This window comes from Allobosea sp. GW823-FHT02B03, from assembly GCF_058797755.1.
This window is the reverse complement of sequence record NZ_JBXAJY010000006.1, coordinates 45,617-63,186: the sequence shown is the minus strand read 5'-3', so window position 1 is coordinate 63,186 and position 17,570 is coordinate 45,617. Positions and strand designations below refer to the sequence as shown.

18 protein-coding genes are annotated in these 17,570 nt (G+C 67.2%); 7 read left to right on the top strand and 11 right to left on the bottom strand.

Annotation, left to right across the window (positions count from 1 at the left end; translation table 11 throughout):
* Positions 1-15 precede the first annotated feature (15 nt).
* From AC1REK_RS20485 to AC1REK_RS20475, 3 genes are read right to left on the bottom strand one after another with little or no spacing between them, the layout of a single operon-like run.
* Entirely contained in the window at positions 16-1,665 is a 1,650-nt protein-coding gene (locus AC1REK_RS20485) for a histidine kinase dimerization/phosphoacceptor domain -containing protein (RefSeq protein ID WP_492270550.1), read from the bottom strand.
* Between the two features lies 1 nt (position 1,666).
* Positions 1,667-2,227 (bottom strand): sigma-70 family RNA polymerase sigma factor, encoded by a 561-nt coding sequence (locus tag AC1REK_RS20480; RefSeq protein ID WP_316020075.1) that lies wholly within the window; start codon positions 2,225-2,227, stop codon positions 1,667-1,669.
* Positions 2,214-2,429 (bottom strand): NepR family anti-sigma factor, encoded by a 216-nt coding sequence (locus tag AC1REK_RS20475; protein ID WP_316020076.1) that lies wholly within the window; start codon positions 2,427-2,429, stop codon positions 2,214-2,216. Before AC1REK_RS20475 ends, AC1REK_RS20480 begins: the two co-directional genes overlap by 14 nt.
* A gap of 220 nt (positions 2,430-2,649) precedes the next feature.
* Here AC1REK_RS20475 and AC1REK_RS20470 point away from each other — a divergent pair, with 220 nt between their 5' ends.
* From AC1REK_RS20470 to AC1REK_RS20460, 3 genes are read left to right on the top strand one after another with little or no spacing between them, the layout of a single operon-like run.
* Positions 2,650-3,444, top strand: coding sequence for a response regulator (locus tag AC1REK_RS20470; protein ID WP_316020077.1), 795 nt, complete (start codon positions 2,650-2,652; stop codon positions 3,442-3,444).
* Entirely contained in the window at positions 3,441-3,602 is a 162-nt protein-coding gene (locus tag AC1REK_RS20465) for a hypothetical protein (RefSeq protein ID WP_157089772.1), read from the top strand. Before AC1REK_RS20470 ends, AC1REK_RS20465 begins: the two co-directional genes overlap by 4 nt.
* Positions 3,599-4,441, top strand: coding sequence for an extensin-like domain-containing protein (locus AC1REK_RS20460; RefSeq protein ID WP_492270549.1), 843 nt, complete (start codon positions 3,599-3,601; stop codon positions 4,439-4,441). Before AC1REK_RS20465 ends, AC1REK_RS20460 begins: the two co-directional genes overlap by 4 nt.
* Before the next feature lie 7 nt (positions 4,442-4,448).
* On the opposite strand, the gene AC1REK_RS20455 is transcribed toward AC1REK_RS20460, so the two are convergent.
* Positions 4,449-4,688: a hypothetical protein gene (locus AC1REK_RS20455; RefSeq protein ID WP_316020078.1), complete on the bottom strand. Its 240-nt coding sequence runs from the start codon at positions 4,686-4,688 to the stop codon at positions 4,449-4,451.
* A gap of 120 nt (positions 4,689-4,808) precedes the next feature.
* Here AC1REK_RS20455 and AC1REK_RS20450 point away from each other — a divergent pair, with 120 nt between their 5' ends.
* Together AC1REK_RS20450 and AC1REK_RS20445 are read left to right on the top strand one after the other, a co-directional pair.
* The gene (locus AC1REK_RS20450; RefSeq protein WP_492270548.1) at positions 4,809-5,282 is read left to right on the top strand and encodes a DUF992 domain-containing protein; all 474 of its coding nucleotides are present in this window, start codon (positions 4,809-4,811) and stop codon (positions 5,280-5,282) included.
* A gap of 182 nt (positions 5,283-5,464) precedes the next feature.
* Positions 5,465-5,824: a response regulator gene (locus AC1REK_RS20445; RefSeq protein WP_492270547.1), complete on the top strand. Its 360-nt coding sequence runs from the start codon at positions 5,465-5,467 to the stop codon at positions 5,822-5,824.
* Between the two features lie 26 nt (positions 5,825-5,850).
* On the opposite strand, the gene AC1REK_RS20440 is transcribed toward AC1REK_RS20445, so the two are convergent.
* From AC1REK_RS20440 to AC1REK_RS20420, 5 genes are all read right to left on the bottom strand, one after another.
* Positions 5,851-7,230, bottom strand: a complete 1,380-nt coding sequence (locus AC1REK_RS20440) for a sensor histidine kinase (RefSeq protein WP_492270546.1) — start codon at positions 7,228-7,230, stop codon at positions 5,851-5,853.
* A gap of 135 nt (positions 7,231-7,365) precedes the next feature.
* Positions 7,366-7,776, bottom strand: coding sequence for a hypothetical protein (locus AC1REK_RS20435; RefSeq protein WP_492270545.1), 411 nt, complete (start codon positions 7,774-7,776; stop codon positions 7,366-7,368).
* Between the two features lie 16 nt (positions 7,777-7,792).
* Positions 7,793-8,155 (bottom strand): glycine zipper domain-containing protein, encoded by a 363-nt coding sequence (locus tag AC1REK_RS20430; RefSeq protein ID WP_316020083.1) that lies wholly within the window; start codon positions 8,153-8,155, stop codon positions 7,793-7,795.
* Between the two features lie 63 nt (positions 8,156-8,218).
* A complete protein-coding gene (locus AC1REK_RS20425; protein ID WP_492270544.1) occupies positions 8,219-9,394 on the bottom strand; it encodes an AI-2E family transporter in 1,176 nt (391 codons plus the stop codon).
* 111 nt (positions 9,395-9,505) lie between these two features.
* Entirely contained in the window at positions 9,506-10,138 is a 633-nt protein-coding gene (locus AC1REK_RS20420; protein WP_492270543.1) for a TetR/AcrR family transcriptional regulator, read from the bottom strand.
* A gap of 126 nt (positions 10,139-10,264) precedes the next feature.
* Between AC1REK_RS20420 and AC1REK_RS20415 the strand changes: the two genes are divergently transcribed.
* Positions 10,265-12,316 carry an oxidoreductase gene (locus AC1REK_RS20415; protein ID WP_492270542.1) on the top strand — a complete coding sequence of 684 codons (2,052 nt, stop codon included), beginning with the start codon at positions 10,265-10,267 and terminating at the stop codon, positions 12,314-12,316.
* A 61-nt stretch (positions 12,317-12,377) separates the two neighbouring features.
* Here AC1REK_RS20415 and polA read toward each other — a convergent pair whose 3' ends face one another.
* Entirely contained in the window at positions 12,378-15,404 is a 3,027-nt protein-coding gene (gene polA / locus AC1REK_RS20410) for a DNA polymerase I (protein ID WP_492270541.1), read from the bottom strand.
* Between the two features lie 81 nt (positions 15,405-15,485).
* Between polA and AC1REK_RS20405 the strand changes: the two genes are divergently transcribed.
* Positions 15,486-16,151: a nitroreductase family protein gene (locus tag AC1REK_RS20405; protein ID WP_492270540.1), complete on the top strand. Its 666-nt coding sequence runs from the start codon at positions 15,486-15,488 to the stop codon at positions 16,149-16,151.
* Between the two features lie 145 nt (positions 16,152-16,296).
* On the opposite strand, the gene AC1REK_RS20400 is transcribed toward AC1REK_RS20405, so the two are convergent.
* The gene (locus AC1REK_RS20400; protein WP_492270539.1) at positions 16,297-17,523 is read right to left on the bottom strand and encodes an SMP-30/gluconolactonase/LRE family protein; all 1,227 of its coding nucleotides are present in this window, start codon (positions 17,521-17,523) and stop codon (positions 16,297-16,299) included.
* Positions 17,524-17,570: the final 47 nt, after the last annotated feature.

Here is a 17,570-nt window from a genome sequence, read left to right as displayed (position 1 = left end):
CGCTGCGCCTTCTCGTCAGCTGCTGTGGCGAATGCGCCAGACGCCGAGGCTCGTGCCCTTGGCCGGGCTGACCTCAACCGCCTCGACCTGGGTGAGCAAGCCCGCGAAGAGCCGCGGCGGCGCGATCGGCGGCGTTTCCCGGTCGGCGCTGATCGCGACCTCGATCGTATGCTCGTCGAAATCGCTGACCGCGATGGTAATGCCGATCCCCGGCACGGCGCGGAGAGTGCGCGAGACCACGTCGACGATCAGGAAGCCGAGCGGAATGATACGGTCGATCGGCAGTGCGGCGAGGGTGTCGACCTTGCCGCTGACCCATTGCGAGCGGCTGCGCACCAGGCTCGTGATCATCGCCACGACATCGTCGAGAAACAGGTCGATGCGCACCGGCTGCATCTCGCCATCGGCGAGCGTGAAGCGGTAGGCGGCGGAGAGCACATGGACGCGGCATTCCGCGTCGGAGAGGGCGATCCGCGCCTCGCCCTGATGGTCGCGCTTGGTCAGGCCGATATAGCTCTGCACCACCTGCAGGCTGTTCTTGACGCGGTGGTGCAGCTCGCGGACGAGGAAGCGGTTGTCGTCGAGCGCCGCCTGGAGCTTGCCCTGGCGGACCTCCTGCTCGTCGACCATGGTGTTGAACGCCTCGGCGACGCTGCGAATGTCCCCGGGCATATCATTCGAGACCACGGCGCGGGCGCCGGAGTTCGAACGACGCGCGCGCGCCGCCGACTCGATGCCGCGCAGCCAGCGCACGCAATGCTGGTCGACGGCCTTGAGATAGACGATGCAAAGCAGCCCGAGCGTCAGCAGGGGCGCCAGCAGCAGCGCGTAAAACTGCGTGGTCGCGGCCTGCTCCGCGCGCTGGTCGAAGCTGGCGATGACATAGAGATCGGGCGCCGCGATGAGGCGGGCGGCATAGGAACGCGATTCGCCAGCGCGGCTCGTCCCACGCCAGCGCTGGATCTGCTCGGGAACGAACTCGTCGCGCGGCAGCCAGCTGTCATCGCCCCGGTTGCCGCCGCGCTGGATCACCACGCCGCTGCCGCGGCTGACCATGCCGGCGATCAGGCCGGGATCGGCGGTGCCGAGGTCGAAGACGCTGTTGAGGAGATCGGGGCTGGCCAGCAGCAGGGCCGTCTCGTCCGGCTTGCCCGGCGAGGGGCGCGTGTGGATGGCGAGGAAGCGCTTGCCACGAATTTCGACCTCATCGTAGCGCGCTTCGGCGAGTTCGACGCCGCCCCAGATCGGTACGGCCGGCCGCGTCAGCATCTGCGCGGCAATCCCCGCGAGTTCGGCCTGGCCGATTTCCGGATCGAGCGAGACCGAGCAGGGCGTGCGCCCGGGCGCGGTGAAATGCAGGGCGAGATAGCCGGTGGTGCTGCGCAGCACGCCGTCGAGCGGCGGGCATTCCTGGGTCTGGTCGGGCGAGAGCGCCGTCAGGGTCGCATGTGTCGCCAACAGCGCACGCAGGGCGCCGCGATACCAGATGCGCGCGCGCACGGCGTAGTCGTCCGCCGCACGCGCCTGCGAGGTGTGGATCGCATCCAGCACGGTGCGATAGGTCGAAACCGCTGCCGCCGCCGTCAGTGCGGCGATCGGCAGGGCGATCGCGACCATCAGCGCCAGCAGGCGGCTCCGGACCGTCCTGAACAGCGAGAGAGCCATCTCACCCGCTGACGATTTCCGGCCCCGCTCGCTGCACTGCCGCAGTGATCCGGTGATCCGGGCCGAGATCGTCGACGCCGCCGATCGAGAGAAGCTCGGCGAGCCTGGAGCGAGCCCGATTCACCCGGCTCTTGATCGTGCCGATGGCGACACCGCAGATCTCCGCCGTCTCCTCATAGGAGAGGCCTGTCGCTCCGACCATGATCAGGACTTCGCGCTGTTCCTCCGGCAATTTTGCGAGTGCCTTGCGGAAGTCGGCGAGATCGAGATGGCTTTCCTGATTGCCATGCGTCGCGAGCCGGTCGGCATAGGTGCCGTCGCTGTCCTGCACCTCGCGGCCGCGCTTGCGGTAGAGCGAGTAGTAGGTGTTGCGCAGGATCGTGAAGAGCCAGGCGCGCAGGCTGGTGCCCGGCTGGAACTTCTCGGCATTGCCCCAGGCCTTGAGCAGCGTGTCCTGCACAAGGTCGTCGGCCAGCTGCATCGAACCGGAGAGCGACGCGGCGAAGGCGCGCAGATTCGGGATTTCGGCGATCAGGCCGTCCTTGAAATCATCGGCGCTCATCGGACTCGCCCTCGGTCGGCAGGCGGCGTTCCGTTGCTTCGAGCTGGGCCAGCAGCACCAGGAATTTGTCGGGGATCGGCGCGTTGATGAGGTCGTCGTAATGGGCCTTCAGCGAGCGGCCGATCGATTCCTGCACCTTGGGATCGAGCAGGGCGTCGAATTCGGCGTCGACCTCGTCTCTCTCCGGCAAATCGGAGTTCATGTTGTGCATCGCTTCCTTACTCCTATGGCGCGCCGCCGGCCGCGCCCACACGCTCCGCCCGTGACGCCTCGGTCCACGCGCGGCAGCCCCCGATAAGACACTTATCCGGCCCAATAACGATCCGGAATTGAAAAGGTTCCAAATCTTACGAAAAATAATTTGCTTGTCAGAACAGTGACTTGGGTGCTCTGTTCCGGCAACTTTTTACGGGGGTCGAACCATGTCCATCGCCAAGGAAATCGCACCGCACCTGCCTTATCTGCGCCGCTTCGCCCGCGCCCTCAGCGGGACGCAGGCGAGCGGTGACGCCTATGTCGTGGCGACGCTCGAAGCGCTCGTCGAAGATCCCGGCTCGTTCCCGCGCGATGTCGCGCCCAAGCTCGGGCTCTACCGAATCTTCCTGCAGCTCTGGTCCTCCGTCGGCCTCAACGACAAGGCGACGCCGCAGGACGCAGAGCGTTCCGCCGTCGAGCGCAACCTCGATGCGCTGACGCCGCGCCCGCGCCAGGCTTTCCTGCTGCGGACCGTGGAAGGCTTCCCGATCGAGGAAGTGGGTGAAATCATGATGATTTCGACGGCAGAGGCGGCCGGCCTCGTCCAGTCCGCCGGCCAGGAGATCGCCGAACAGGTCGCGACCGATGTCCTGATCATCGAGGACGAACCGATCATCGCCCTCGACATCGAGACCATGGTCGAGGAGCTCGGCCATCGCGTCACCGGCGTCGCCCGCACCCATCGCGAGGCGATCGCGCTCGTCGGCAAGAAGCGGCCGGGCCTCGTCCTGGCCGATATCCAGCTCGCCGATGGCAGTTCCGGACTGGACGCGGTCAACGAGATCCTCGGCTCGATCGACGTGCCGGTGATCTTCATCACCGCCTATCCGGAGCGCCTCCTCACCGGCGACCGGCCGGAGCCCGCCTTCCTGATCACCAAGCCCTTCCAGCCCGAGGCGGTGAAGGCGGCGATCAGCCAGGCGCTGTTCTTCGATCGCCGCGCGGGCCGCAAGGCGGCTTGAGGGCGCCCGACGCCGGAGCCGGGAACAAGCCGGCTCCGCTTCGCGTTATCCAGGTCCGGACGACGCGAAGGAGAACCGGCATGGTCATGGCCCTGCTCGCCGCGCTGATCGCTGTGGTTTCGCTGGCATCGCTGTTCTACGCGGTGCTCGGCGCGTGAGGGCCCAGCTCGTGCGGCGGACCGGCGTCGCCCTGACGCTGATCGCCGCCACGCCTCTGTTTTTCCCCGGAAACACCATTGCCATAGCCCGCGAGGGCGCTCAGGCGCGCCCCGCCCCGGCTACCTTGCCGCCGCGTCGCCCGGCGAAGCTCCCGGCGCCGGAAGCCGCGCCTGTCGTGCCAAAGCCCTCGCCGCAGGCTTCAATTTCGCCGCCACCTTCATCGGCGCCGGCGGGGGCTCCACTACCATCGGCCGAAGCCGGCTCCTGTCTCACGGCCCTCTCGGGCGTTTCCGGCAACCGGCTGCGCGCCGCGCCTCCCTCTGTCTCGCTTGCCGCGGAAGGGTGCCGGGTCGTCGAGCCCGTGATCGTCGAGGCGCTCGCCGTGCGCCGGCCGGATGGGGCGGGATCGATCAAGCTCGTGCCGCCTCCAACGCTGAGCTGCGACATGGCGCGCGCATTGTCCGTCTGGTTCGATTCGGCCCTGGTGCCGCTGGCGCGCGGAGCACTGGACAAGGAACTGGCCAGTCTGCGTGTCGGGGGCGGTCACGAATGCCGGCGGCGCAACCGCCAGACACAGACGCCGATGAGCGAGCATGCCACCGGCCGGGCCCTCGACATCTTCGCTTTCCAGCTCGGAGAGGAACGTCAGGGCAGGTTGGAGATTTCGGTTGAAAAGCCGGAGGGCCTTGTCCAGACCCGCTTCCTCGACGCGGTCAGGCAATCCGCCTGCGGCGCCTTCATGACGGCGCTGGGTCCGGGCTCGGACGCCGCGCATGCTAATCACCTGCATGTCGACATTCAGCAGCGCCGGACGAATTCATCCCGCTTCTGCCAGTAGGGCGCGGCTATGACGCGATCGTGAAGATGCCCGGTGGCAGGCCCGCAGGTTCGACCTGCACGACCATCTGTGGCATGGGCCGCCCGCTGCTCAGCGCTTCGCGGCGGCGACCGAGTTCCTCGAGCGCGCTGTCGAGGTCGCATCCGGCGCTCAGAAGTTGTTCGAGCTCCCAGAATGGCGGAAGATCGCGCGGCAGATGCGGTATCGGAAAGATCGGTGCCCTGTCGGTCTTGTTATGGTTTGGCATTTGCGCTTCCACTGCTTAGTTCCCATCAACGCAAGCACCGGATTGAGGTTCCGGATTAAGCGGGAACTGTGGAGCGATTGGGGCGTTCTGGCGAAGTTTCGAGGCATGGAGAGAGCGCGAATGGGACAATTGATCGAAGCCGCCGTCGTGCTCGCCGCCATGGCCGGGCTTTCGTTCGCGGCGGCCCCGGCGATGGCGCAGAGCCGCGCTCCGGCAGGGCGGCTGACCTGCTCGATCGGGACAGGCTTGGCGCAGGCCGTCGCGACGCAGCGCCCGCTGGAATGTCGTTTCCGCCCGCGCCGTGGTCCGCTCCAGACCTATGCGGGGGTCATTCGCGGCTTTGCGCTCGACCCCAAAACCGTCGGCCGCAGCCTGATCGCCTGGCACGTCTACGGCCCCTATGCGCGGGCACCGCTCGGTGTGCTCAACGGGCGCTATGCGCGTCCGGCCAATGGCGGTCCCGCCCTGGTCGGCAGCATCGACAATGATGTGCGGCTCGAACCGCGGGCTCTGCCGATGCAGCGCGGTACCAATGTCGCGCTGGGGGTCACCGAGTTCGAGCTCAACCTGACGCGGGCGCCGCGCAAACGCTGAACGGCGCAGAGACTGCTTACCTTTTGCTAACCTTGCGCGCGCAATTTAAGTCTAATTCGATGCGTTTCTGCTCGGAAAACGACTCAAATCGGAACAAGATCGTCCGAGGGGGCGTTCTTCCAGCTCACAGGCAGAAACTGCATGGGAGCTGCGGCGTGAAGTTAGAAGGTAACCTGGAGATCATGTCTGATATCCGGATCCTCATCGTCGAGGACGATCCCTTCATAGCGATGGATCTCGAGACGGCCGTCAGCGAGCAGCTCGGTGACCGTGCGGAACTCGTGGTCGTCGAATCGCTCTCGCAGGCCAAGATCGCCGCCAACAAGCCGGTTTCCTGCGCGCTCCTCGATATCGACGTCGTCGGGGGCAAGACCTTCGGCATCGCCGCCAGCCTGCGCGCCAAGGGAACGCCGCTGGTCTTCGTCTCAGGCTCGGCTCCGAGCGACGTGCCCGCCGAACTGCGCGACGTCCGCTTCGTTCGCAAGCCGTTTTCGACCGGCGAGATCGTCCGCTTCGTCTGCAACGCCCTGAAGGTCGCCTGAGGCGCTAGGCGCGCCTTTGCGTCTGCCTATTCGGGCGTCTCGTCGCCCGCTTCCACCCGCTTCGGAAATGTCAGCGCGATCCGTGTGCCCGGGCGAGCGGCGCCGGCCGTAAGCGGGCCAGATTCCATCGTCGCCCGCATGCTGCGCAGCAGGCTCTTGATTACCGACTTGCCGAGGCCGGCAGTCGCATCCTCGGCCGCCATGCCGACGCCGTCATCCTCCACCGCCAGGACAAGGTTGCCCTCCTCCTCGCCGCTGTTGCTCAGCCGGATCGTGATCTTGCCGGCGATTCCGTCCGGGAAGGCGTGCTTGATGGCGTTGGTGACCAGCTCGTTGATGATCACGACGAAGGAGACCGCATCGCGCCCGGGCAGGCGGATCGGTTCCATGGCGAGCTCGATGGTGATCGGCCGGCCTTCCGCCTGCTTGCCGATCTCGGCCAGTAGGTCCTCCATATAGGGGCGGGCGTCGATCTCGTCGGCCTCGATATCGAGGCGCAGGCGTCGCTGCCCCGCGGCGATCGCCTGGATGCGCGACTGCGCCTGCGCGAGCGCCTGCTTGACCAGTGGCTCGCGCGCCTGGCGGCTCTGGACGCTGAGCAACGCAGAGACCATGGCGAGGTTGTTGCCCACCCGGTGATTGACGTCGCGCAGCAGCGCCTCGATGCGCAGGCGCTCGTTCTCGAGCTGCTGGGTGCGTTCGGCGACCCGCTGCTCCAGTTCGAGATTGGAGCTGGACAGGAAGATGTTGCGCCGGCCGCGGCTGCGGAACTGCAGCCAGGCGACGAAGCTCAGTCCGGCAAGGGCGACGAGGATGCCGATGCTGGCGAAGATGCGTCGGCGCGTCTCGCGGCGGCTGCGCTCGCGCAGCAGGCGGTTCTCTTCGGCCTGGATCGCGCCGGCCGTGTCGCGCAACTCCTGCATCAGGCGATTGCCGTCGCCCTGCCGCAGCGCCGTCAGCGCTTCCTCGCGCTTGCCCTCGCGCACCAGCGCGACGGTGCTGTTCATTTCGGCGAGCTTGCGCTGCGCGAGGTCCCGTGCCTGGCGGATCCGCGTGACCTGGCCCGGATTGTCGGAGACCATCCGCTCGAGCACGTCGAGTTCCGGCAGGACGTTGAAGCGCGATTCGTTATAGGGCGCGAGATAGGCTTCGTCCCCGGTCAGCAGGAAGCCGCGCTGGCCGGTCTCGGCATCGAGCAGATTGCCAAGGAAGTTCTCGCTGCGCTCGCGTACGTCGATCGATTTCGAGACCAGCCGGGAGGCTTCGATCGCCTGGAAGTTGATCCAGGCCGCGATCACCACCGCGATGGCGACGACGCCGATCGCGATCGCAGCCGAAGAGACCCTGCGCAGTTTCGCCGCGAGGGCGGGCCAATCCGGCGTCAGCCAGTGTGGACGGGTAGGCACCTGGGCGTTCATCGAGCCTTGAATAGATGCAAGCGTGTCATAGCCCTATGTAAAAAGACAGGTCGCGTCCATGCGTGGCGGCCGTTTGTGCATGCCGGTCGGCTGCGCACGGGCAAGGAACTCGCGGCTCTCGGGCTATTTTTCCTCTTCGCCCTCCCGGCCCTGCGCCAGTTGCCGGCCGAGCAGGAGGCCGAGCAGGACGACGCCGCCGACGATGCCAGCTTTCCAGCCGATCTTGCCGCTGCCGACGAGGGTTGCCGCGACGGGAGCAGCCGCCATCGCCGCTTCGAGACGCCGGCTCGGGCGGCGGCGGCTTTTGACGTAGGCCCCGACGCCGAAGGCGACCAGCGCAGCCGCCAGAAGTCCGCCGGCGATCCAGAGGCTGGCCGCGATCCTTCCATACTCGATCGCCAGCCAGGTATGGAGCGCGTCCAGGCCGTAGCCGATGGCGCAGACAATCAGCAGCAGCCCGACCAGGTAAAGTCCGTAGACGGTCGCATTGCGGCGTACCGCGCTGCCGACCTCGCTCGTGAGCAGAGCCGTCAACCCCCCAAGCATGGGCTCAGCGTGCCGAAAGGAAGCCGACGAACAGTCCGACCGCAGCCGCCAGGCCGAGCGCGCGCAGCGGCCGCTCCTGGATCTCGCGGATGATCAGCTCCTGCAGGTCGCTGGCCTGCTCACGGGCGACCTCCGTCATCTTGTCGGTATCGACCCCGACGGATTTGAGCTTGCTGCTGACGGTCGCTGCCAGATCCTCGGCGCCACGCGCCAGGCTGTCCTCGATCTCGTTGGCCTCGTCGCGCAGCCGGCGTCCGGTCGCCTTGGCCCGGCCGGCGATCTCCTCGGAGCTTTCGGCGATCTCGTCCTTGGCGCGCCTCACCGAGGCGGTGGCCTGACGCTTGGCGGAAGTGGTGGTGGCGGCCATCAAACAGCTCCTTCGGTGACGGATATTAGTTGCGGCGCCATTCTCACGGCGCAACTCGAATTTTCAACGCGCGAGCGCCGCTGCGGTTCCTGCCGGCCGCACTGCCGTTTCGTTCGACGGCTCTTCCTGCGCGGCCTCGCGGAGGCTGTGACGGTAGCGCACGAATTCCTCGCGCGCCACGAGCGCGACGAGCAGGATCGGCGTCGAGAGCACGGCCCCGATCGGCCCCCAGAGCCAGAGCCAGAAGATGAAGGAGATGAAGACGAGGAAAGGCGAGATCGTCAACCGGCGGCCGACGACGATGGGCGTGACGAGATTGCCCTCGATCAGGTGGACGATGAAGTAGGACGCCGCCGGCCAGGCCGCGACCAGGAGCGAGGAGGGCGAGAGCAACCCTGCAGCGAAGAAGGCGACCGTGACCATGATCGGCCCGATGAAGGCGAGGTAGTTCAGGAAGAAGGCGAGCGCCCCCCAGAACAGCGGGTAGGGCAGGCCGGCGAACCAGGCGATCAGCAGGCTGATCAGCCCCATGCCGAGATTGATCAGCGTCACCAGGCCGAAATAGCGGGCCGCGCGCGCCTCGATCTCGCTGAAGAAGCTGCCGGCCGAGCGGCGCGCATCGCGGCCGAAGCAGAGCCGCAGGAAGCGGGCCTTGAGATGGCGGCGCGTCGCCAGCCAGAAATAGACCGTGGCGACGAAGATCAGCAGGCCGCCTGCCGCCGTGGTCGAGGAGATCGCGATCGAGACCAGCGGGTTGCCGTCGGACACGCTGACCTTGGTGCCGTCGCCGCCGGCGATGTCCCCGGCGATCTGCTTGAATTCCTCCATGAAGGCGAAGACACCGACGAGCTTGAGCTTCAGCGCATGGATCATCTTCGGGAACTGGTCGCTCCAGGCGGCGATCGGTACCGTCAGCGTCGCGACCAGCAGCAGCAGGAGGAGCACGCCGAGCAGCACGACGATCCCGGCGGCGAGATGCTGCGGCAGGCCGCGCCGGACCATGGCATCGACAGGCGGGCCGAGCACCAGGCCGAAGATTACTCCGGCGGTCACCGGCAGCGCGATCACGCGGGTGAGATACAGCGCGGCGGTGGCGAGGATGACGAAGATGCCGACGATGGCATAGCGCAGGACGAGGTCATGCTCCTGCGGCGAGAGCTCGCCGCCGGACGGAGGTTCCTCGGCTTCCGGCTCCGCCATATAGCGCGGAAAGGGCCTCCAGGCGGACAGGTTGAGCATTCTGACGGTCCAGCGCGCAGCGGCGCCCCCCGGCGCACTTCGCGTGCTAAACGCGTCGATGCTCATCGGGGTTCCGGTCAGGCATCCCGCCGGACCCCGACCGGTGCCGACCTAATCCGGGAGATTCCGGCTGAGCTTGACGCCCAGCAGGCGTTCGGCCGAGCTGAGACCGATGTCGATCTGGAGGGCCTCGTCGATTTCCTCGGCGCTCAGGCACCCTTCCAGCCAAAGCCCATCCATGATCGCGTTCAGGGCGATGCTCAGACTGTGCAGCTCATCCGCGGAGGCACGGATACCGTTCGCCACGAGCACGTCTTCGATCAGGCTTCGGCATGCGGCGCGATAGGCGACATATTGCGTCCGGTGAATCTCCCTGAAGCGGTCGTTGATGTGCACCTGGCTGATGAAGGTCGCCCATAGCGAGAGAATCCGGGGCTCGGCGACGGGACCGCTGATGCTGGTGACGAGGAAGCGCCGCAGCTTCTCGGTGGGAGAGCCGTCCTCCGCCGCAACCGCGAGCGGTGGCCCGGTGATGATCGCGATCGTCCGGCTGTAGGCTTCCGCGATCAGGTTCTCCTTGGAGGCGAAGTGATGTCGGATCAGGCCGTTGCTGACCCCGGCCTTGCTCGCGACCGCGCGCACGCTCGTGCCCTGGATGCCCAGCTCGACGATGCAGTCCATCGTGGCTTCGATCAGATCGGTGCGCCTGTCGAAGTCGGGGGCTCGCCTGAAGGAAGTCGTCACGTCGCCTCGTCCGAATTGTACCAAAGCCAGACTATGCACTTGCATAGTCTCTGTACGGTCGCATAGTGCTTGCCGGCCGGCTACCCGGCATCGCCTCTGCCATTCCCGTCACATCAGCGAAACTGCATGCGCGACCCCCGCTACGACATCCTTTTCGAGCCGGTGGCGATCGGCCCCGTCACGACACGCAATCGCTTCTATCAGGTCCCGCACTGCTCCGGCATGGGGCACCGCTACGCCCGCTCGGATGCGCACATGCGAGCGATGAAGGCCGAAGGCGGTTGGGGCGTGGTCTCGACGCAGGAAACCGAGATCCACCCTTCCTCCGACCTCACGCCGTCGAACCAGGGCCGGATCTGGGACGGCGCCGACGTGCGCGTCTTCAGGGAGGCCACGGACCTGATCCATGAGCGCGGCAGCCTGGCGGCCGTCCAACTTGTCCACAATGGCCTGCACACCGCCAATCGGCTCTCGCGCATCGCCCCCTACGCCCCGTCCGACGCCGTCGTCGACCTCGATGATCCCGTCCAGGCGCGCGGCATGGACAAGGCGGATATCCGCGAGTTCAGGCGCTGGCACCGCGAGGCCGCGATCCGGGCACGCGAGGCGGGCTTCGACATCGTCTACGTCTATGCCGGCCACGACATGACGCTGCTGATGCATTTCCTCCTGTCGCGTCACAATCATCGGATCGACGAGTACGGCGGATCGCTTGAGAACCGCCTGCGGCTCTTTCGTGAGGTGCTGGCCGATACCCGCGATGCGATCGGCGATCGCTGCGCGCTGGCGATCCGCTTCGCCGTCGATGAACTGATGGGCTCGGCCGGCATCGAGCGCGACGGCGAAGGGCGGGACATCGTGGCGGCGCTCGCCGAGGAGCCGGACCTCTGGGACGTGAACCTGTCCGACTGGTCCAATGACAGCCAGTCCGCCCGTTTCTCGCAGGAAGGCTATCAGGAGGACTACACCCGCTTCGTCAAGCAGGTCACGACCAAGCCGGTCGTCGGCGTCGGCCGCTACACCTCGCCCGACACGATGGTCCGTGTGATCCGGCAGGGGCATCTCGACCTGATCGGCGCCGCCAGGCCGTCCATTGCCGATCCGTTCCTGCCCCTCAAGATCCGGGAGGGCCGCATCGACGAGATCAGGGAATGCATCGGCTGCAATATCTGCGTCGCGGGCGACAACATCGTGGCGCCGATGCGGTGCACCCAGAACCCGACGATCGGCGAGGAGTGGCGCAAGGGCTGGCATCCCGAGAAGGTTCCGGCGCTGGCCGGTCCGGCGACGGCACTGGTCGTCGGCGGTGGGCCCGCCGGGCTCGAAGCCGCCCGCGCTTTGGCGCAGCGGGGTGCCTCGGTGATCATCGCCGATGCGGGCACCGAGTGGGGCGGGCGCGTCTCCCGCGAGAGTCGGCTTCCGGGGCTCTCCGGCTGGGCGAGGGTGAGAGATTGGCGCCTTGGCCAGCTTCGGACTGCAGCCAATGTCGAGATGTACCTTTCAAGCCCGCTGACGGCCGAAGACATCCTCTCCTATGGGGCCGAGCACGTCGCGATCGCCGTGGGCGCGAGATGGCGGGAGGACGGCGTCGGCCGGGCTCACCGGTTGCCGCTGCCATTCCTGAAAAATGGCAAGACCGCCGGGGTCGATCTGCTCCTGGGCGAGGGAAGCTCTGCCGCCGGGCCGGGGCCCGTGGTGATCTATGACGATGATCGCTACTACATGGGCAGCGCCCTGGCCGAGCAACTGGCGTCCGCGGGCATCGACACGACCTATGTCACGCCGGCACCGCTGGTGGCGGCCTGGACGGTGAACACGCTCGAACAGGCCCGGATTCACCGGCGCTTGCTTGAGCTGGGCGTGAAGATCAGGCTGCTGTCCGCCCTCGCCGATCGCGCCGCCGAGACCGTGACGATCCACTGCGTCTACTCGGAGGCTACCGAGGTCATTCCCTGCGACGTGCTGGTGCCGGTCACCGCGCGTCTCCCCTCAAGCGAGCTGTGGACGGCGCTGCAGGCCCGCCAGGAGGAATGGCTGGACAGCGGGCTGACCCGCGTCGAGAGGATCGGCGACTGCCTGGCACCGGGCACGATCGCCGCGGCCAATTACAGCGGCCACCTCTTCGCCAGGAGCCTGGGGGTGCTGGAGGACGCCGAAAGCGCCGACGCCTTCCGGTGATCCCGTGGCGCCGCGCTTGTGACTTTGCGCACTGGGCTCGAAACCCGATTGGGTTTGGAGCCTAGTGTGCCTCGTCCCAGTTCGTCGCCGCCCGGGCATCGACCACCAGCGGCACCTTGAGCTGCACCGCCGGATGCGGCGCCTCGACCATCACCTTTCGGATCACCGGCAGCGCCGCCTCGACCTGGGCCTCCGGCACCTCGAAGACCAGTTCGTCATGGACCTGCAGCAGCATGCGGGCGTCGAGCTTGGCTTCGGCCAGCGCCCCGTCCATGCGCACCATCGCCCGGCGGATGATGTCGGCGGCCGAGCCCTGGATCGGCGCATTGATCGCCTGGCGCTCGACAAAGGCACGCTCTGACGGGTTCTTCGAGGCGACCGCCGGGAAATGGCAGACGCGGCCGAAGATCGTCGTCACCTGTCCGCTCGCCCGGACCGTGGTCTTGGCCTGGTCCATATAGTCGCGGATGCCGGGGAAGCGCTCGAAATACTTGCGGATATAGGCGCTGGCCTCCTCTCGGGAGATGCCGAGCTGGTTGGCGAGGCCGAAGGCCGAGATGCCGTAGATGATGCCGAAATTGATCGCCTTGGCGCGGCGGCGGACCTCGCTCGGCATGCCTTCGACCGGCACGCCGAACATTTCGGACGCCGTCATCGCATGGATGTCGACGCCGTCGGCGAAGGCCTGCCGCAACTGCGGAATGTCGGCGATATGGGCGAGGATGCGAAGCTCGATCTGGCTGTAGTCGGCCGAGATCAGCTTGTTGCCCTTCTCGGCGACGAAGGCTGTGCGGATCTTGCGGCCGGCCTCGGTGCGGATCGGGATGTTCTGCAGGTTCGGCTCGGAAGATGAGAGCCGGCCGGTGGTGGTCGCAGCCAGGGCGTAGGACGTATGGACCCGGTGGGTCTGTGGATTCACATAGGTCGGCAGCGAGTCGGTATAGGTCGATTTCAGCTTGGCGAGCTGGCGCCAGTCGAGAATCTTCGCCGGCAATTCATGGCCCTGCTCGGCGAGGTCCTCGAGCACGCCGGCGCCGGTCGCCCATTGCCCGGTCGCGGTCTTCTGGGCGCCGGGCAGCCCCATCTTGCCGAACAGGATGTCACCGAGCTGCTTGGGGCTGCCGATGGTGAACTTCTCGCCGGCGAGCGTGTGGATCTCGTCCTCCAGCCGGGCCAGAGACTGGGCGAAATCGCCCGAGAGGCGCGACAGGATCTGGCGGTCGATGGCGATGCCGCGCTGCTCCATCTGGGCGAGAACCTGGACGAGCGGCCGTTCCAGAACCTCGTAGACTGCGGTCTTGCCCTCGGCGGCGAGGCGGGGCTTCAGCGCGCGCCAGAGCCGCAGCGTGATGTCGGCATCCTCGGCGGCATAGGCGGTCGCCTTCTCGATATCGATCCTGTCGAAGGTGACCTGCGCCTTGCCGGTGCCGGCGACCTCCGAATACGGGATCGTCTTGTGGCCGAGATGCAGCTCCGAGAGCCGGTCCATGCCGTGATTGTTCTTCCCGGCATCGAGCGCATAGGAGATCAGCATCGTGTCCTCGATCGGCGCAACGGCAAGGCCGTGGCGGGCGAGCACGAGCAGATCGTATTTCAGGTTCTGGCCGATCTTCAGCACGCCGGGATCGGCGAGCAGCGGCCTCAGCGCCTCGATCGCGTCGGCGAGCGGAATCTGGCCTTCGACCATGCCGCCGCCGAACAGGTCGGCCCCGCCGCGATGCTGCAAGGGCACATAGCACGCCTTGCCGGGCGCGACGGCGAGCGAGAAACCGACGAGGTCGGCCTGCATCGCGTCGAGCGAATTGGTCTCGGTGTCGAGCGCGACCTGGCCCGCCTCATAGGCCCAGCCGATCCAACGTGTCAGATCGGCGATGGTGCGCACGCACTCATAGGCGGTACGGTCGACCTTAAGCTGGATAGCCTCATCCTTGCGGGCGAGCGCGAGGTCCGCCGGCTTCAGCCAGCCATCGGCGGCGGGCGCCGGGCTCGCAGCCGCTGCCGTGGTGGGCGCTGCGCCGCCCGTGCCGGCGACCGGCGGGACGACGGCGTCCGCTCCGGCGTAGAGCGAAAGCAGCTCGGCGGCGCGCGCTCCGCCCGGGGCGAGCGCCGGATCGGCCTCGACAGCGGCGACATCCGCCTCATAGGCCTCGGCGGCGCGCTTGGTGATGGTCGTGAATTCCATCGCCTTGAGGAAGGCGATGAGCTTGCCGGGCTCGGGCTGGGCCAGCGTCAGGTCGCAAAGCGGCGTCTCGACGGCGACGTCGTCGACGAGCGTCACGAGCTTGTGCGAGATGCGGACCTTCTCGACGATCTCGGGATTGGTCAGGGTCTCCCGGCGCTTCGGCTGCTTGATCTCGCCCGCGCGCGCCAGCAGGGTTTCGAGATCGCCATATTCGCCGATCAGCTGGGCGGCGGTCTTGATGCCGATGCCGGGCGCGCCTGGGACATTGTCGGTGGCGTCGCCCGCCAGCGCCTGGACATCGGTGACCTTGTCGGGCGTGACGCCGAAATATTCGACGACCTCGGGCTCGCCGATCCGCCGTTCGGCCCGGAAACCCGCGCCCTTCTTGGCATCGCCCGAGGCGGGATCGTACATGGCGACTCCCGGCCGCACGAGCTGCATCAGGTCCTTGTCGGCCGAGACGATCAGCACGTCGGCGCCGGCTTCGCGGGCCTGTTTCGCGTAGGTCGCGATCAGGTCGTCGGCCTCGTAGACATCCTGCTCGACCGGGATGAGCCCGAAGGCACGGACCGCCTCGCGCATCAGCGGAAATTGCGGGATCAGGTCCGGCGGCGGGTCCGAGCGGTTGCCCTTATAGGCCGGGTAGATCTCCTTGCGGAACGAGTTCTCGCTCTTGTCGAAGACGATGGCGAGATGGGTCGGCCTGACGCCGAGCACACCCTCGCGGACGAACTGGAAAAGCTTCGTCGCGAACAGCCGAACCGCGCCGGAGGGCAGCCCGTCCGAGCGGGCATTGTATTTCCGGTCCTGATTGATCGACTGGAAATAGGCGCGGAAGATGAAGTTCGAGCCGTCGACCAGGAAGAGATGGTCGCCGGGCTTCAGCGAGGGGCTATCGTTCGTCATGCGCGGGACCATAGGGCGATGGGCCGGGATGGTCTATTGTGCAAGCAGGCTCGCCCGCAAGAAGCTGTCAGGAGGAAACCGATGAACGTCTACGCGACCATGCCGCTCGCCTTCGAGGGCTGCCCCGAGGAGGAGATGCAGGCGCGCGCCGACGCTTTCCTGGCGACGATGCGCAAGCGCCGCACGGTGCGCGACTATTCCGACAGGCCGGTGCCGCGCGAGGTGATCGAGGCGGCGGTCGCGACCGCCGGCACGGCGCCTTCCGGCGCCAACCAGCAGCCCTGGACCTTTGTCTGCATTTCCGACCCGGAGCTGAAGCGGAAGATCCGCGAGGGCGCCGAGGAGGAGGAGCGCGCCTTCTATGCCGGCCGCGCCGGCGAGGAATGGCTGGATGCACTCAGCCATCTCGGCACCGACGAGCACAAGCCCTTTCTCGAGACCGCGCCCTGGCTGATCGCGATCTTCGCGCAGCGCTGGGGCTATGACGCGCAGGGGCGCAAGGTGAAGCACTATTACGTGCCGGAATCGGTCGGCATCGCCGCCGGCTTCCTGATCGCCTCGCTGCATCAGGCCGGGCTTGCGACGCTGACCCACACGCCGGCGCCGATGAACTTCCTCAACGAGCTCTGCGGCCGCCCCGACAACGAGAAGGCGGTGATCCTCCTCGTCGTCGGCTATCCCGCCGAGGGCTGCGTCGTCCCCGCCATCGGCAAGAAGCCGCTGGAGGAGATCGCCAGTTTTCTCTGAGGGCGGCTGGTCCGATTGATCGCGGTCAGGCGCGTGCGGGCCGTCATTGCGAGCGTCGCGAAGCAATCCAGGAGTGGCAGCGCTCTGCGTTCCCTGGATTGCTTCGTCGCTTCGCTCCTCGCAATGACGGCGGATGCCGCGCTGCTCAGGCCGGCGCGGCGCCCTGCGTGCCGAGATAGAGCGCGTAGAGCGACTGGCTCGCCGCCATGAACAGCCGGTTCCGCTTCGGCCCGCCAAAGCAGACATTGCCGCAGATCTCCGGCAGGCGGATGCGGCCGATCAGCTTGCCGGTCGGGTTGAAGCAGAGCACGCCGCTGTAGCCGACGGCCCGTCCGGCATTGGACGAGGCCCAGAGATTGCCCTCGACATCGCAGCGCAGCCCGTCCGGCCCGCATTTCACGCCGTCGACCATGCAGTCCGAGAACAGCTTCTGGTTGGAGAGTTTGTTGTCGGGCCCGACATCGAAGACATGGATGTCGCCCTTGCCGCCCGGGCCGGTATCGCCCGGGCCCTTGCCGGTCGAGGCGATGTAGAGCTTCTTGTGGTCGGGCGAGAAGCAGAGCCCGTTCGGGTCGGGCACCTGGCTCTCGTTGACCACGAGGTCGACGCGGCCGCTCGGGTCGATCCGGTAGCAGTTCGTCGGCAGTTCGCGCTTGAAGAAGCCGATCTCGGGCGGCTGGCCGAGGCGCGGGTTGATCTTGCCACTGGCGTTGCTCGGCCCGCCCGCCGCATCGGGAGCGCCTTCGTAGAGCTGGCCGCCATAGGGCGGATCGGTGAACCAGTAGCTGCCGTCGGGATGCTGGACGATGTCGTTGGGCGAGTTCAGCCGCTTGCCGTCGAACTTGTCTGCGAGGATCGTCACCGAGCCGTCGAGCTCGTAGCGCACGACGCGGCGGTTGAGATGCTCGCAGGAGAGCTGCCGGCCCTGATAGTCGAAGCTGTTGCCGTTGCTGTTGCCGGAGGGCGTGCGGAAGACGCTGACCCGGCCATCATCCTCGAGCCAGCGCAGTTGCCGGTTGTTGGGGATGTCGCTCCAGACGAGATAGCGCCCCTGTGCGTTCCAGGCAGGGCCCTCGCTCCAGAGCGCGCCGGTCCAGAGTCGCTGGATCGGGGCATTGGGCTGGGCGAGGCCGTTGAAGGCGGGGTCGACGGCGATGATGTCGGGATCCCAGAAGTAGGTCGTCGGCGCGCCGTTCCGGCTGAAGTCGCGCGGCGGGGTCGTCACCGTGCTCGGCGGCGCCGCCGGCCCGGAAGGAGCCTGTGCGAGGGCTTGCCCCGCGCTCGCGGCGAGCGCGCCGACCCCGGCGACCTGCAGGAGCCTGCGGCGCGAAAGCGCCGGGCGCGATCCATCGTCCATCGACTGCTGATGCATCTTGGCCTCCCTGGATTGGACTGTTCCGTCCTTGCGGGAAGCATCGG

Bases quoted from the DNA above. Each gene is read 5' to 3' on its own strand.
- AC1REK_RS20475 (WP_316020076.1), bottom strand. From the start codon at position 2,429: ATGAACTCCGATTTGCCGGAGAGAGACGAGGTCGACGCCGAATTCGAC.
- AC1REK_RS20485 (WP_492270550.1), bottom strand. From the start codon at position 1,665: ATGGCTCTCTCGCTGTTCAGGACGGTCCGGAGCCGCCTGCTGGCGCTG.
- polA (WP_492270541.1), bottom strand. From the start codon at position 15,404: ATGACGAACGATAGCCCCTCGCTGAAGCCCGGCGACCATCTCTTCCTG.
- AC1REK_RS20430 (WP_316020083.1), bottom strand. From the start codon at position 8,155: ATGGCCGCCACCACCACTTCCGCCAAGCGTCAGGCCACCGCCTCGGTG.
- AC1REK_RS20450 (WP_492270548.1), top strand. From the start codon at position 4,809: ATGGGACAATTGATCGAAGCCGCCGTCGTGCTCGCCGCCATGGCCGGG.
- AC1REK_RS20480 (WP_316020075.1), bottom strand. From the start codon at position 2,227: ATGAGCGCCGATGATTTCAAGGACGGCCTGATCGCCGAAATCCCGAAT.
- AC1REK_RS20415 (WP_492270542.1), top strand. From the start codon at position 10,265: ATGCGCGACCCCCGCTACGACATCCTTTTCGAGCCGGTGGCGATCGGC.
- AC1REK_RS20425 (WP_492270544.1), bottom strand. From the start codon at position 9,394: ATGCTCAACCTGTCCGCCTGGAGGCCCTTTCCGCGCTATATGGCGGAG.
- AC1REK_RS20470 (WP_316020077.1), top strand. From the start codon at position 2,650: ATGTCCATCGCCAAGGAAATCGCACCGCACCTGCCTTATCTGCGCCGC.
- AC1REK_RS20445 (WP_492270547.1), top strand. From the start codon at position 5,465: ATGTCTGATATCCGGATCCTCATCGTCGAGGACGATCCCTTCATAGCG.
- AC1REK_RS20455 (WP_316020078.1), bottom strand. From the start codon at position 4,688: ATGCCAAACCATAACAAGACCGACAGGGCACCGATCTTTCCGATACCG.
- AC1REK_RS20400 (WP_492270539.1), bottom strand. From the start codon at position 17,523: ATGCATCAGCAGTCGATGGACGATGGATCGCGCCCGGCGCTTTCGCGC.
- AC1REK_RS20405 (WP_492270540.1), top strand. From the start codon at position 15,486: ATGAACGTCTACGCGACCATGCCGCTCGCCTTCGAGGGCTGCCCCGAG.